Raw genomic sequence first — 15,902 nt, forward strand, 5'->3', positions numbered from 1 at the left:
GCTCTTTTTTTATCCACTACCGCCTGCCTCCCCCCTAAAATAGCAGGCCTCTGGTCATACCATAATCTTTTCGAGCTCCCCGATGTCATAGTCCGGGGTAGCCCCGTTTTTCCGGGCCACCAGCGATCCCGCGGCATTGGCGTATTGCAGCAATTCCGCCCCTCCCTTCTGGTGCTGTATGCCATAGATCAGCGCCGCCAGGAAGGCATCTCCTGCTCCCACGCTGTCCCGCGCCTCCACACTGTAGCCCTCGTGCCGGTACCACCTCCCCTCCCGGTAAAGCCTTGCCCCTCTTGATCCTTCCGTAATACATATGACCGGGCAATCAAAGGTATCGGCTAAGGCTTCCACGGCCTGCTTTCCATCGGAGGGCAGCGTGTACCACTTCTGCAGCCTTTCCAGTTCAACGTCATTCATCTTCAGGATATCGGCCACCTGCAGGGAAGACTGCACCGTGGTTTTATTGACGTGCGGCGGACGAAAGTTTAAATCCAGAATTTTTTTCGCATCCCAGTCCCACAGCTGTTGAATGGTCGAGCGACTTTCGGGACTCCGCTGGCAAAGCGTCCCAAAAACAATCCCCCAGCTCTGCTCCACCGCCTGTGTGAGGGCGCTGTTCGGGGCAATAAAGTCCCACGCCACCGGTTCGATGATCTCGTACTCCGGTTCACCGTTTTCATTTACTTCCACCTCGACAAAACCGGTTTCCGCCTCATCATCCAGCTGAATATGTGTAACCTTGATCCCCTTCTTTGTGATCCGCCGAAATGCTTCCCTTCCGAGACGATCCCGCCCCACCCGGCTGCACATCTCCGCCCTGATCCCCAGCTGGTTCAAATGGTAACAGACATTAAGGGGAGCACCGCCCAGGTACAACCCATCGGGCAGGGCATCCCACAGTACTTCTCCAATGCATAGTACGGTTTCTTGTTCCTTCATAGTGGTCTCAACGTGATTTTATCCATTTTAAAAAGCCGGCCTGCTTTCTCCGGGTGGTCTTCAGTTTTCTTCAGGGGCCTTTTCTATTTCAAAGGCCATATCCCCGGGCAGCAATATTTCCTCAAGCTCCTCCAGGCTGCGATTTTTGGTTTCCGGCATAATTTTCCAGACAAAAAGCAGCTGCAGGACCATCATCCCGGCGAAGAAAAGAAAAATGGAACTCCCTGAAAAGGTACTCAGCACGGTAGGTGTTACGAGCGTGATGAGTGCGGCAAAGACCCAGTGGGTGCCCGACCCCAGCGACATGCCGTAGTCGCGAACCTTGTTGGGAAATATTTCTGAAATGAAGACCCAGATCACCGCCCCCTGTCCGATAGCATGGGAAGCAATGAAGGCACTGACAAAAGCAACCACGAGTCCTCCTTCAGCCCCGGTGTAGAATCCCCAGGCAACCCCCAGCAGGGACAGGATATAGCCAAAGGAACCATAGTACATGAGTTTTCTGCGGCCCACCCTGTCAATAAGGTACATCCCAAGCAGGGTAAAGAGCAGGTTGACGATTCCTATGGGGATGGAGGCTCCCAAGACGTCTGTTGCAGCGATACCGGCCTGTTCAAAAATGCGGGGGGCGTAATAAAGAACAAAATTTATGCCCGAGAGCTGGTTGAAAAACGCTATGAGGAAAGCCAGCAGGATCGGGAAACGGTACTTGCGTGAGAAAAATTTCGCATCAGTGGCCTGGGCGGCCGACTGTTTAATGGTCTCCAGCATCGCCTTGACATTTTGCCCGGGATTTAGCTGCTTCAGCAGTTTCTCCGCCTCCTTGTCATCCTTTTTCTTAAGGGCCAGCCAGCGGGGACTCTCTGGAACCCCCAGCACAAAAAAGGCATAGATGGCTGCCGGTATTGCTTCAATCCCCAGCATCCAGCGCCAGGCATACTCATCAAAGTACAGGCCAATCAGGTAATTGGACACGTAGGCTACCAAAATTCCGAGGACAATATTAAACTGGTAGGAGGCAACCAGGCGTCCGCGATTATTGGCGGGCGTGATCTCAGAAATATAGATAGGGGCTGCCACAGAAGAAGCACCTACGCCCAGTCCCCCGATAAAGCGTGAAAAGGAAAAGATATAGGGGTCAGGGGCAAGGGCAGAACCCAGGGCGGACAGGAGGTAGAGGATACCGATGCCAAAAAGCGTCTTCTTGCGTCCCAGGCGATCGCAGGGGATGCCGCCGAACAGGGCGCCGATGACCGTGCCCCACAGGGCCATCGACATGATGAAGGTACCGTGGAAGAGATCACTGGTATTCCATATTTCCTGTATCGGTCGATCGGCTCCCGAAATGACGATGGTATCAAACCCAAAGAGAAAGCCCGCCAGTGATGCGACAATGGCTGACAGTAAAATTGATCGTGTTTTTATCATGGTTATTTATTGTTGTTGAGCTGTATTCCAGACTGATTTCAATGGCCAAAACGTTAATGTATCGATGTGTACCGTGCCTCCCCTGCTGAACAATTCAATCCGATCTGATGCGGCACGCGGAAAGATGCGATTCGTGATTAGCCGTCTGCCCTCATTAGCAAACACCTCCACCGAAGAGTGGTCAACCAATATATCGAGCGTGATATACTGGTTGTCTGTTTCGAGTGGGGCTGCCTGTACCGTATCGGCAAATGATTCATGAACCTTCACCTCCCCCGATTTTTTTCGATCGACAAACAACTGCTCTTGAGCAACATCATATCCGATGACGGTTTCCTCGCTCTCTCCCTTCCGCACCCTGACGCCAAATTGTTTAGCATCTTCCATCCTAACGGTCATCTTCATCCTAAACGCAGTGCCGCGCAGCTGATCATGGCGAACGTCCTCACCTGCGGTCAGCTGGATATCCTCCATCTGGTGACGCTCCTTATAGATTTGCTGCAGCTCAGGCACCGGCTGCTGGTACAGGCGCGGGCCCTGCTCGGTCATGGCAAGGCCGAGCTCGCGGGGCACGGTCATGGCTCCTCGCCAGGGCTTCACCGGAATGACACCGGCATACTGCCAGTTATTCATCCAGGCCAGCCATACACGACGGTTGTCCGGCATATTGGAAAAGGACTGCACCGCATAAAAGTCTTTGCCATAATCCACCCAGTTGGTTCTTTCCCGGGCATGCTCGTCGCGGCTAAACGTCTTCCCGTCAAAGGATCCCACAAAGTACTGTCCGCCTGAACCGCCCGCCACCGAACCCGGATTGAGGTCAACCTGTAATACCCACCTGGATTCTCCCTCCCTGCCGTCTACCGGCAGCTCGAAGAGGTCCGGACACTCCCACACCCCACCGGTTGCCCCGGCGGGTCCAAATTCACTTTCCAGCTTCCAGTCCAGCAGATTCGGAGAACTGTAAAACCGGACCTTGTGCCGGGTCGGCAGTGCCACCACCATAATCCACCTCTCGGTTTCCGTATGCCAGATGACTTTGGGATCGCGAAAGTTCTCCATCGCTTCATCGATAACCGGATTCGCCGTGTATTTTGTCCAGCTTCGTCCGTTATCCAGGCTGTAAGCAATACGCTGATCCTGCCGGGGGTTATCCTCATCGGTATAGTGGCCGGTATAGACAGCAACCATCGGTGGGTTGTCGGCGGTTCCAAGGCCCGAGGTGTTCTGCCTGTCAACCACGGCACTCCCGGAAAAAATCATGATCCCATTTTCCTCCTCCAGGGCCACCGGCAGGTGCTCCCAGTGAAGCATATCATCGCTCACGGCATGCCCCCAGCTCATGTGTCCCCACTGCTCGCCATATGGATTATACTGGTAGAAGAGGTGATATTCGCCCTCGTGGTACACCAATCCATTGGGGTCATTCATCCAGTTTTCAGGGGGCGTAAAATGAAACTGTGGACGATGGGGCTCGCTGTATGCCGGCGAGCGACTCTGATCGGGTTCCATGTGTTGCCCGTCACGCTTACAGCCGGCAAGCACAAAGCACAAGCAGATGAATCCGGACATTATGTTTTTAAGCTTCCAGAGCCTCATGGGCAATCAAAATTTTTAAGCTTAAAATGGGAAAAATAAGTTTACAAGAAAAGTTTTCATTTCCCGCTTATTTATTTCACATCCCCCTGGCACCGCCAACTGATACCTTGGCCGGCCTTCTTCCCGGTCGTGAGGCGCATCCCACCGCGTGGGGCAGCCGCTTTCGAATCGGTATTATCTGCAGCAAAAGGCAGTGTCATAAAAAAAGCGCCCGGCTTTGCGGCCGGACGCTTTTCAATAGATTGGTACTGGCGCGAAGCTTATGCCTCGTCCTCTTCGGTATCGGCAGCTTCGGCGGCTGCTTCAGGCTCACCGGCCCCGCTGAGCTGTTCGAAGACCTTTGCAACTTCCTGCTCGTCCTCGTCCAGCTCGGTTTTCTTGCCGACAATCAGATCGTCGTATTTACGCAGACCTGTACCCGCAGGGACCTTGTGTCCAACAATCACATTTTCTTTCAGGCCAAGGAGTTCGTCTTTCTTGGCTTCAATGGATGCTTGTGTCAGAACTTTAGTGGTCTCCTGGAAGGATGCGGCCGAGAGCCAGCTTTCCGTTGAGAGCGCAGCACGGGTGATACCCAGCAGTATCGGCTTGGATATGGCCGGTTCCGCCTCGCGCGTTTTGATCTCTTCTTCGCCTTCTTTAATGAGTTCGTTGTTGATCTCACGAACTTCCCGGCGATCAAGGATGGTTCCCTGCTTGAGGTCGCTGCCGCCTGTTTCAGTAACAACATACTGACCAATAAGCTCATCATTCTTGTTGTTGAGCTCAAAGCGGTCCACTTTGTCCCCTTCAAGGAACATGGTATCACCGGAATCGGTGACCTCAACCTTCTGCATCATCGTACGCACGATGGTTTCGATGTGCTTGTCGTTAATCTGCACACCCTGCAGACGGTAAACCTCCTGAATCTCATTCACGAGGTAGGACTGAACGGCATAGGGACCGAGGATATTCAGAATTTCCTCCGCCGGTATGGTACCGTCAGAAAGCTGCTGGCCGGCCTCCACATAATCGTTCTCCTGAACAAGAATATGCTTGGACAGCGATATCAGGTACGTCTTCTCCGTCTTGCCGTCCTTACTTTCAACAATCACTTCCTGCTTACCGCGCTTGCGTCCGCCCATGCGCACAATACCGTCAATTTCAGATACTGCCGCCGGGTCACTTGGTGAACGGGCCTCAAACAGCTCCGTTACACGCGGCAGACCGGCTGTAATGTCTTTCGACTGCCCCGTGGATCGGGGAATCTTGGCAAGGACCTGACCGGCGGAAACTTTCTGTCCGTCCTCCACCACAATGTGGGTGTCGACGGGCAGCGTTTTCTCGCGGATCCGATCGTCATTGCCTTTGACCAACAGGGTCGGCACCAGCGAGCGGTCCTTGGAGTCTACGACTACTTTTTCACGGTGGCCGGTTTGAGAGTCTGTCTCTTCCGAGAAGGTGATATCCTCCAGGATATCCTTGTATTCCACCTTACCGTCGATTTCGGCGTAGATATTGGCGTTGTAGGGGTCCCAGCTGCAGATAGGTACACCTTTGGGGATCTCATCGCCCTCTTCAACCAAGAGCTCGGAACCGTAAGGGATGTTGTAGCTGGTAAGTACCTTGCCTTCCTCATCGATAATTTTAATTTCACCGGCACGGCTCAGCACCACATCGTGGATCTCTTCGCCGTCGTCAAACTCCACTACACGGATATTCTCAAACTCAACCTTTCCTTCGAATTTCGCCTTGTGCTGCGATTCGGACTCCATACGAGAAGCCGTACCTCCCACGTGGAAGGTTCGAAGGGTAAGCTGCGTACCCGGTTCACCAATGGATTGAGCCGCGATTACACCTACGGCCTCACCTACCTGAACCATGGTTCCGCGCGACAGGTCACGCCCGTAGCACTTGGAGCATACCCCGCGCTCGGTTTCACACGTCAGCACCGACCGAATTTCAACCTCCTCGATGGAGGTTTCTGCAATGCTCTGTGCGACATCTTCATCGATCATCTCGTTGGCTTCACAGATCAGTTCATCTGTCAGCGGATCATAAATGTCGTGCAGCGAAACGCGGCCGAGAATACGGTCTTCGAGGCTCTCGATGACATCCTCGTTGTCTTTCAGGGCTTTCATCTTGATACCGCGAAGGGTGCCGCAGTCCTTTTCATTGATAATGATATCCTGCGACACATCGACCAGGCGGCGGGTCAGGTATCCGGCATCGGCTGTTTTAAGAGCCGTATCGGCCAGACCCTTACGAGCCCCGTGGGTAGAAATAAAGTATTCAAGCACCGTCAGCCCCTCTTTGAAGGAAGAGAGAATGGGGTTTTCGATAACCTCGTTCCCCTCCTGCATCGAACTTTTCTGCGGCTTGGCCATCAGTCCACGCATACCGCCCAGCTGACGGATCTGCTCTTTGGAGCCCCGTGCACCGGAGTCAGCCATCATGAAAACCGGGTTAAAGCCTTCGCGATCAGCCGTCAGGGCATTGAACAGGGATTCCGACACGCGGTTGGTCGTGCTGGTCCATTTGTCAATAACCTGGTTGTAGCGCTCGTTGTCGGTAATGAAACCCATTTCGTAGCGCTCGGTGATTTCCGCCACATCATCCTGTGCCTTCTGGATGAGTTTCTGCTTCTCATCGGGAATCACGATGTCTTCAAGGCTGAAGGAGAGTCCACCGGTCGTAGCCTGCTCGAAACCGAGCTTCTTCATATTATCCAGGAATTCCGCGGTTCTGGCTGTACCCACCTTGTAGTGGATATCGCTGATCAGCGAGCGCAGCTCCTTCTTGCCCAGGGTTCGGTTGATGTATTCCATCTCCTCGGGCAGGATCTTGTTGAAGATCACCCGTCCGGTCGTGGATTTGATAATCTCATATTCCTTCTCCCCGTCTTCGTTGGTGCGGGGAACCCGGATGTTGATCTTGGCATGCATGTCCAGCCGATCCCGGTCGTAGGCAATCAGCACTTCATCCATGTTGGCAAAGGTCTTGCCTTCCCCCTTCTGGTTGTTTGCCATCTTGGTCAGGTAGTAGATACCCAGAACCATATCCTGCGACGGCACGGCAATGGGTCCTCCGTTGGCCGGGCTCAGGATGTTATGCGATCCAAGCATCAGCACGGAAGCCTCGAGGATAGCATCATGGCTCAAGGGGACGTGCACCGCCATCTGGTCACCGTCAAAGTCGGCGTTAAAGGCCGTACAGGAAAGTGGATGCAGCCGTACTGCCTTTTCTTCGATGAGTACCGGCTGATAGGCCTGAATACCCAGACGGTGCAGCGTTGGCGCCCGGTTCAGCATGATGGGGTGTCCGTCAATAACATTCTCGAGGACCTCCCATACCACCTGGTCGCGCCTGTCTACAACTTTCTTGGCTGATTTTACCGTCTTCACATAGCCGCGTTCGATCAGCCGTCGAATAATAAACGGCTTATAGAGTTCCACGGCCATCTCTTTTGGCAGACCGCACTCGTGTAGCTTCAGCTCCGGTCCGACAACAATAACCGAACGTCCGGAATAGTCCACACGCTTACCGAGCAGGTTCTGGCGGAACCGTCCGCTCTTGCCCTTGAGCATATCACTGAGTGATTTCAGGGGCCGGTTGTTGTTTCGTACTGCGTTGGATTTTCGTGAATTGTCATACAGCGAATCCACCGCCTCCTGCAGCATGCGTTTCTCGTTGCGCAGAATCACATCCGGCGCCTTGATATCAATCAGGCGCTTCAGGCGGTTATTGCGAATAATAACCCGTCGATAGAGATCATTCAGGTCGGAGGTGGCAAAACGCCCCCCTTCCAGCGGAACAAGCGGCCGCAGCTCGGGCGGGATAACCGGGATCACACTCTGGACCATCCACTCCGGACGGTTTTCGGTGTGCTGGTTGGCCGCACGGAACGATTCGATAACCTGCAGGCGCTTCAGCTTCTTCTTCTTACGCATCTGTGAGGTCTCGTTTCGAGCCTCGTAACGCAGACGGTAGGCAAGTTCATCCAGATCAAGCGTGGCCAGCAGCTCCTCGATGGCATCCGCCCCCTCTTTGGCGCGGAACTTGTCGGGATCCTCGTCGCTCATATCCCACTGATCTTCGGGCAGCTGCTCCTGAATGTCATAATACTCCTCTTCAGAAATCAGGTCGCCTTTCTTGTAGCCCAGATCGCGCGCTACCCCCGGATTCATTACGACATAGGTCTCGTAATAGACAATCTTTTCCAGGTTCTTGGACGAATAGCCCAGCAGGTAGGCCAGTTTGTTGGGCAGCGACTTGAAATACCAGATATGGACGACCGGCACGGTCAGGGAAATATGGCCCATGCGTTCTCGGCGAACGGCCTTTCTGGTTACCTCGACGCCACAGCGATCACAAATGATCCCCTTGTAGCGAATTCGTTTGTATTTGCCGCAGTGGCATTCATAATCTTTAACCGGTCCGAAGATCTTTTCACAGAAAAGACCATCCATTTCCGGTTTAAAGGTGCGATAGTTGATTGTTTCGGGAGTCAAGACTTCGCCATGCGACCGGGAGAGAATTGTCTCCGGGGACGCTAAAGAAATACCAATTCTGTTGAAGTCTTTCGAAACTGTTAATGTGTTAGTAGTCGGCAAAGAAGTACCTCCGGATTGACTTTATTTAACAGTGTAAATTCTGTGTTATCGTTAGTCTATGTGAATTTCAAGTCCAAGACCCATCATTTCGCGCAGCAGTACCTTGAACGACTCGGGTACATCGCCTTCGGGCAGGTTCTCGCCCTTGACGATAGCTTCGTAGACGCGCGATCGGCCTTTGACATCATCACTTTTAACGGTAAGCATCTCTTTGAGAATGCTGGATGCACCGTAAGCATACAGCGCCCAGACCTCCATCTCACCGAGACGCTGACCACCAAACTGTGCTTTACCGCCCAGTGGCTGCTGTGTAATAAGCGAATACGGTCCAATAGAGCGGGCATGCATCTTGTCCTCAATCAGGTGATTGAGTTTAAGCATGTACATATAACCCACGGTGGTCTTCTGGTCCAGCGGCTCTCCGGTGCGTCCGTCGTAGAGCGTAACTCTGCCGTCTTCCGGCAGGCCTGCCTTTTTGAGCTGTTCTTTAACCTGCTCTTCACTGGCCCCGTCAAAAATAGGCGAGGCAAATTTAACACCCAGCTTCTTGGCAGCCCATCCCAGAATGGTCTCGTAAATTTGTCCGAGGTTCATACGCGATGGTACCCCCAGCGGGTTCAGGCAGATATCGACGGGCGTTCCGTCTTTCATAAACGGCATATCCTCAACCGGAACCACTTTGGCTATCACACCTTTGTTTCCGTGTCGGCCGGCCATCTTGTCGCCCACCTGGAGCTTTCGCTTCTTGGCCACATAGACCTTCGCTTTCTGGATAATTCCAGGAGGAAGATCATCGCCCACTTGAATCTGATACTTGCGCCGCTTGGCTTCGGTATCGATTTCGCGACGCAGTTTTCGATAGTTCTTAAAGAGCATACGCACATGTTCTACCAGCTCATCATCGGTAGCCCACTGTATATTCTCATTGATATTTACCGGGTCAAGCTCTTCAAAATCAGACTTGCGATACTTTTCACCTTTCGGGATAAGCTCTACCCCGTTGAAATCGTATACGCCCGGCGACGTCTTGTCGCGAAGGAGGCTGTAAAGGTTATCGACCATCTTGCTGTTGAGTTCATCCACTTTCTCAGCATGACGTTCGTTCTCCAGCTCAACCTGCTTTTTCTCCTCTTTGCGAGAAATCTGCTCGTCCCGTTTTCGACTGAACAGCTTGGTATCAATAACGGTTCCCGATACGCCCGGCGACACTTTCAGTGAAGCATCTTTTACATCCCCCGCCTTGTCGCCGAATATGGCGCGCAGGAGTTTCTCTTCGGGCGTGGGATCTGTTTCTCCCTTGGGGGTAATCTTACCAACAAGGATATCACCGGGATTAATTTTGGCCCCAGTTCGGATGATACCGTGTTCGTCCAGATCCTTGGTGGCCTCTTCACTTACATTCGGAATCTCACGGGTCAGTTCCTCTTCGCCCCGCTTGGTGTCTCGAACTTCCTGCTCGAACTCCTCAATGTGAATGGAGGTGTACAGATCATCCTGCACCACGCGTTCACTTACAACGATGGCATCCTCGAAGTTGTACCCTCGCCAAGGCATGAACCCGACCAGGAGATTGCGGCCCAGGGCCAGCTCTCCCCCATCGGTAGCACAGCCGTCGGCCAGGGTCTGTCCCTTGACCACTTTGTCACCCACATTGACGATCGGCTTCTGATTGATGGTGGTGCTTTGGTTGGTTCGCTCGAATTTGGTCAGCTTGTACTTTTTGACGCCTTCGTCAAAGTGACAGTACTGCTCCATCTCCGTGCGGTCGTATTTCACATGAATCTCGGTGGAGCTGACGTAAACAACCTCTCCGTCTTTCTCAGCGGTGATGATGGCGCGGGAGTCTTTGGCAGCACGATATTCAAGTCCTGTACCAACCACCGGGGCTTCGGGACGCAGCAGAGGCACGGCCTGCCGCTGCATGTTCGAGCCCATCAGTGCACGGTTGGCATCGTTATGCTCAATAAAGGGAATCAGCGCCGCTGCAACCGATGTGAGCTGGTTGGTCGAAACATCCATGTATTCAATTTCATCGGGTTTCGCCAGGCCCACCTCTCCATCACGGAAACGGGAAAAAATGTTGTCATTCTTGAACACACCGCTTTTTTCCACAGGTGCATTGGCCTGGGCGATGATGGTTTCGTCTTCCTGCTCGGCAGAAAGATATTCAATGTCGCCCGTTACCTGGCCGTCCTCGATCTTGCGGTAGGGCGTTTCCAGGAATCCGAAATCATTGACCTTGGCATGCACACAAAGCGAAGTAATCAATCCAATATTCGGTCCTTCAGGCGTCTCAATGGGACACAGCCGCCCGTAGTGCGTATAGTGGACGTCGCGCACCTCGAAACCGGCCCGCTCACGTGTCAGCCCCCCCGGACCCAGTGCCGACATCCGCCGCTTGTGGGTCAGCTCGGCAATGGGGTTGGTCTGGTCCATGAACTGGGAGAGCTGGTTGGTACCGAAGAAGGTGTTAATGACCGATGAAATGGTTCGGGCATTCACCAGATCCTGCGGGGTGAGCTGCTCGGCATCGCGCGAATTCATGCGTTCCTTGATGGTGCGCGACATGCGGGCCAGTCCAATAGAAAACTGCTGTCCCAGCTGCTCGCCGATGGTACGGACGCGGCGGTTGCTCAGGTGGTCAATATCATCCACCTGCGATTTCATATTCTTGAGGCGTATGACCTCTTTAATGATGGCCACGATATCCTCCTTGACCAGGTAGCGGACGTCCATATCCACATCCAGCTTCAGGCGCTTGTTAAGCCGGTAGCGGCCAACTTCGCCCAGATCGTACTTCTTGTCGCTGAAAAACAGCCGCTCGAGCACCTGTCGTGCCGTCTCGGGGTCGGGCATTTCGCCGGTACGGATCTGCTTGTAAATCTCGCCAAGGGCCGACTCCTCATCATGGGTCGGATCTTTGCGCAGGGTATTCATAAACACATCCCGCTCCGAATCCTCCGGTTCCATATCCTGAATACGGACCATGTCTACATCCGCCTCCTTGAGCAGCCCATAGTCATCTTCGGTCAGTTCGTGGTCAATCTCAAGAAGAACCTCCCGCGTCAGCGCTTCGGTAACTTCGCCGGTCTCATCATCGACGACTTCTTCCATCTTTTCTTCCACGATGTCCACAGCAAGACGCTCACCGACGAGTTCGTCGTTGTACTGTTTCTTGGACTCAATCTTTACTTTCTGCGAAAGCTCAAACAGGTTAAAGAGCTCCTCATCGGTAGAATAACCCAGCGCTCGCAACAGCGTAGTGAATGGAACCTTCTTCTTGCGGTCGATATAGGCCCAGAGCACATCACGGATATCCGTGGAGAACTCAATCCACGACCCTTTGAAGGGGATGACCCGTGCATTATAGAGCTGCGTGCCATTGGGGTGTACGTTCTGACCAAAAAAGGCGCCCGGAGAGCGATGGAGCTGACTTACGATCACTCGCTCCGCTCCGTTGATGATAAATGTTCCCCGGTTGGTCATCCAGGGAAGGTCGCCCAGGAAAACCTCCTGTTCAATCGTCTCGGTGGTTTCATCATCGTCATCCACCGCTGAGAGGCGCAGTTTTGCTTTCAGGGGAACGGCATACGAAAGCCCGCGTTCCTGGCATTCCTTCATGCTGTATTTGGGCGTATCAACGCTGTAATACAGAAACTCCAGGATATGTGTCTCGCGGGAATCCTGGATGGGGAAATTATCTTTAAAAATCTTTTGAAGTCCCTGAACCTTTCGATCTTCAGGCGCAATGTCCAGCTGAGTAAACTGACCAAAGGAGTCCAGCTGGATATCCAAAAAATCGGGATAATCTAAAACATGTTCAGTACTGGCAAATGTTAAGCGGTCGGTGAAAGGGATTTTCTCCATGTTGCTGTGTGTATTCAAAGGAACCTCTCCTTTAAAATTAGTTAGATGGTGATGAGCCAAATTTGCCGCTTTAGCAAAACACTTTATTCAAAGTGGACTATCAGCATGCAAATAGACGCCAATAGCCAATACCGTATTAACACGATATTGGCTAGTGACAAAATGTGTATGTTGAAGCCTAATTACTTAAGCTCAACTTCAGCGCCTGCGTCTTCAAGCTTAGACTTGATGTCTTCCGCTTCTGCTTTATCCACCCCTTCCTTGACAGGATTAGGTGCATTATCAACAAGCTCTTTTGCTTCTTTAAGACCGAGGCCTGTGATGGTACGAACTTCTTTAATGACGGCAATTTTCTTGTCGCCGGGGCTGTTCAGAACTACATCAAATTCTGTTTGTTCTTCAGCACCCTCGCTTTCGCCGCCACCAGCAACAACGGCCGGTGCAGCCGCAGGCTTGATGTCATATTCTTCTTCAAGAACGTTAGCGAGTTCGTTTGCTTCTTTTACTGTTAAATTGACTAATTGTTCAGCTAAATCTTTAACGTCAGCCATGTTTTTTCTCCGATTGATCTTTGTGAATTGAAAATTCGTGTATTAAGGTTTGATTATTCTTCGCCTTCTTCGGCGATGGTTTCAACGGCTCCGGCAATCGTTCTGCCGGGAGCTTCAAGCGCACTAACCACATTAGAAACAGGAGCAAGAAGAAGCCCGACGATATCGCCGATAACTTCGCTTTTGGATTTCATTGCAGCCAGTGTATTCAGTTCGTCCTCACCGTAATAGTCTCCGTCAATGAGGGCTGCCTTGAATTTTGGCCGCTCTGTTTCTTCAAATAATTGTTTAATCACTTTTGCGGGTGCAGCAAGCTCTTCTTCTACGAAGGCAAAGCCATTCTGTTCGACTAAGTGGGGATATAACTCGTCGTATCCTCCCACCTCGTCCATGGCTCGTTTTACCAAGGTGTTTTTATACACTTTATACTTGATATCGTCTTCGAAGAATTTGCCACGCATATTGTTGACTTCCTTCACGGACATTCCTGAATAATTGGTGATATAAACGGCACCGGCCTCATTCAGATTTTCCGTAATCTCCTCAACAACTGCTTTCTTTTCTGCTAATGTTGGCATGATTCAGTTTGTTTTATAAACTTCTATACAGAAATTACAGATGAACGACTTAAGGGAATGCTCGGGCCCATGCTGGAACTCATAAACGCACTTCTGATGTATAAACCTTTAGCAGAAGCGGGTCGGAGCCGCAGAACCGTTTGCAAAAACTTGATCGCATTGTCGCGAAGTTCACTGGCATCAAAGCTGGCCTTGCCGATTGAGCTATGCAGAATTCCGTATTCATCCACACGAAAATCAATCTTTCCGGCTTTCACTTCTTTGACAGCATCGGCAACATCGTTGGTCACCGTTCCACTTTTCGGGTTGGGCATAAGTCCACGGGGCCCCAAAATGCGACCCAGCTTTCCGATTTGACCCATAACATCCGGTGTGGCGACAATCACATCAATGTCGGTCCATCCTTCTTCAATTTTCTCAATATATTCATCAAGACCTACGTAATCTGCTCCGGCCTCCTCAGCTTCTTCCTGCTTCGCTTCGCTAACTAAAGCTAAAACGCGCACTTCCTTACCCGTGCCGTGGGGCAGGGAAACGGAACCACGAACCATCTGATCGGCATGCCGGGGATCAACTCCCAGGCGAATATCCAGATCAACAGATTCGTCAAAATTAGCTGATGAGGCTTTTTTAACAAGATCACAAGCTTCCTCCAGGGTATATTCCAACTCCGGATCAATGAGCTTTGCGGCCTCTTGATATTTTTTTCCTCGTTGTGCCATAATGTATATTACTTCCTATTTATCTCTTAGCACTCGAAGCCCCATGCTTCGGGCAGTACCTGCAATCATCTCAGCAGCATTTTCTACCTCAAAAGCATTCAGATCCTGCATCTTCTGTTCTGCAATCTCCTTGCACTGGGTCCAGGTTACCTTGCCAACCTTGTTACGATTGGGCTCTCCGGAACCGGATTTTATACCAGCAGCTTGTTTCAGCAGAACTGCAGCAGGTGGTGTCTTCGTTATGAAGGTGAAAGACTTATCCTGGTACACCGTGATTTCAACCGGTATAATCGTACCGGCATCTTCCTGGGTGGCAGCATTAAAAGCCTTACAGAACTCCATAATATTGATTCCAGCCTGACCTAATGCAGGTCCGACGGGTGGCGCAGGGTTTGCCTGGCCGCCCCGAATCTGGAGCTTAAGTACTTGATCTACTTTTTTTGCCATTTGAATTTACTGCTTATACTTATCTGTTTGTTGCCGCGTAATAGCTCACTTTGCATCAGTGATTTTAGTGGTCAAGTTGCAGGTTCTACCTGGTTCACATCAACTTCAACCGGGGTCTTTCGACCAAAAATACTTACCAGAACTCGTAACTTGAGCTTTTCCGTATTCACTTCCTGTACGGTTCCGTCAAAATCCTTGAACGGGCCATCGATGACTTTTACAATATCTCCTTCATCGTAGGGAATTTCAATTTTCCCGCCTTTCTCCATCATATCCTCGCTGTCCTGAACGCGGCCCAGAATCCTGTCGACTTCAGCCTTGCGCAAGGGCTTGGGGATATGCTGTGTTTTGCCCGTCTTTAAAAAACCAATGGTTGAGGGGGCACCCTGAATGAGGTTGTTGACCTCTTCGTCATAGATCGTTTTCAGAAGGATATAACCGGGAAAGAAATTCTTCTCCCGGGTTCTCTTTTTACCAGACCGTATTTCAATAACCGTCTCTGTAGGTATGAGGACTTCGGTGATCTTATCCTGAAGTCCCTGCATCTCAATTTCACGCTCCAGGTATCGTTTCACTTTTTTCTCATGACTGGAAAAAACGCGAACTACATACCACTTATGCTGATCATCTTGTGTCATTGATAGAGTGCCTCTAATATGGTACTGTAAACTTGATCTACTGCAAAAATAAATCCAGACAGAAGAATGGTAAAGATGACTACTACAATCGTATAGTCAACCAATTCATCCTGGTCGGGCCAGGAGACCTTTTTCATCTCCTTGCGGACATCCTCCAGAAACTCTTTAATCTTATCCATGAATTATATAATCAGTTCAACACTTGCACGGGTGGAAGGACTTGAACCCACAACCTTCGGTTTTGGAGACCGCTGCTCTGCCAATTGAGCTACACCCGTAAATTTACTGGTGAATTTTGAGGCAGCAAAGACCATATGATACACCAGCCTTCCTGCTGCCCTGCTCCTCCCGAACCATCGGGAGAAAGCCACACCCGTATACGCCAAGAGAACAGGCCGAATGGACCCATTCTCTCAAGCAATTTTACACCTAAGTACCTGAGTACTTATTCAATAATTTCACTTACCACGCCGGCGCCCACCGTACGGCCGCCTTCGCGGATCGCAAAGCGAAGCCCCTCTTCCATGGCTACCGGCTGAAT

12 protein-coding genes and 1 tRNA gene are annotated in these 15,902 nt (G+C 51.5%); all 13 read right to left on the minus strand.

All coding sequences use genetic code 11. From position 1 onward, the window contains the following. Positions 1-54: 54 nt before the first annotated feature. Positions 55-939, minus strand: a complete 885-nt coding sequence (locus FN808_RS17820) for a carbohydrate kinase family protein (protein WP_142715978.1) — start codon at positions 937-939, stop codon at positions 55-57. A 60-nt stretch (positions 940-999) separates the two neighbouring features. Beyond that, the gene (locus FN808_RS17825; protein ID WP_142715979.1) at positions 1,000-2,367 is read right to left on the minus strand and encodes a sugar porter family MFS transporter; all 1,368 of its coding nucleotides are present in this window, start codon (positions 2,365-2,367) and stop codon (positions 1,000-1,002) included. 6 nt (positions 2,368-2,373) lie between these two features. Further along, positions 2,374-3,879, minus strand: coding sequence for a glycoside hydrolase family 32 protein (locus FN808_RS17830; RefSeq protein ID WP_185958493.1), 1,506 nt, complete (start codon positions 3,877-3,879; stop codon positions 2,374-2,376). A gap of 347 nt (positions 3,880-4,226) precedes the next feature. Continuing rightward, entirely contained in the window at positions 4,227-8,558 is a 4,332-nt protein-coding gene (rpoC, locus tag FN808_RS17835) for a DNA-directed RNA polymerase subunit beta' (RefSeq protein WP_142715981.1), read from the minus strand. Between the two features lie 51 nt (positions 8,559-8,609). Further along, complete coding sequence (rpoB, locus tag FN808_RS17840) at positions 8,610-12,425, minus strand: DNA-directed RNA polymerase subunit beta (RefSeq protein WP_142715989.1); 3,816 nt, start codon at positions 12,423-12,425, stop codon at positions 8,610-8,612. A 182-nt stretch (positions 12,426-12,607) separates the two neighbouring features. Continuing rightward, positions 12,608-12,976 (minus strand): 50S ribosomal protein L7/L12, encoded by a 369-nt coding sequence (gene rplL / locus FN808_RS17845; protein WP_142715982.1) that lies wholly within the window; start codon positions 12,974-12,976, stop codon positions 12,608-12,610. Between the two features lie 53 nt (positions 12,977-13,029). Beyond that, positions 13,030-13,554 carry a 50S ribosomal protein L10 gene (rplJ, locus tag FN808_RS17850; protein WP_142715983.1) on the minus strand — a complete coding sequence of 175 codons (525 nt, stop codon included), beginning with the start codon at positions 13,552-13,554 and terminating at the stop codon, positions 13,030-13,032. A gap of 23 nt (positions 13,555-13,577) precedes the next feature. Beyond that, on the minus strand, positions 13,578-14,276 hold the full coding sequence (gene rplA, locus FN808_RS17855) for a 50S ribosomal protein L1 (protein WP_142715984.1): 699 nt from the start codon (positions 14,274-14,276) through the stop codon (positions 13,578-13,580). 15 nt (positions 14,277-14,291) lie between these two features. Beyond that, on the minus strand, positions 14,292-14,723 hold the full coding sequence (gene rplK, locus FN808_RS17860) for a 50S ribosomal protein L11 (RefSeq protein WP_142715985.1): 432 nt from the start codon (positions 14,721-14,723) through the stop codon (positions 14,292-14,294). A 71-nt stretch (positions 14,724-14,794) separates the two neighbouring features. Then, a complete protein-coding gene (nusG, locus tag FN808_RS17865) occupies positions 14,795-15,361 on the minus strand; it encodes a transcription termination/antitermination protein NusG (RefSeq protein WP_142715986.1) in 567 nt (188 codons plus the stop codon). Next, positions 15,358-15,540 (minus strand): preprotein translocase subunit SecE, encoded by a 183-nt coding sequence (secE, locus tag FN808_RS17870; protein ID WP_142715987.1) that lies wholly within the window; start codon positions 15,538-15,540, stop codon positions 15,358-15,360. The genes nusG and secE overlap by 4 nt, the downstream gene beginning before the upstream one ends. Positions 15,541-15,566: 26 nt before the next feature. Further along, positions 15,567-15,639: transfer RNA gene (locus FN808_RS17875), tRNA-Trp, on the minus strand. A 167-nt stretch (positions 15,640-15,806) separates the two neighbouring features. Then, positions 15,807-15,902: EF-Tu C-terminal domain-related protein (locus tag FN808_RS17880; protein ID WP_142715988.1), on the minus strand; the 96-nt coding region annotated here is incomplete at its 5' end.

The organism is Fodinibius sediminis, from assembly GCF_900182555.1.
Classification (GTDB): Bacteria; Bacteroidota; Rhodothermia; order Balneolales; family Balneolaceae; genus Fodinibius; species Fodinibius sediminis.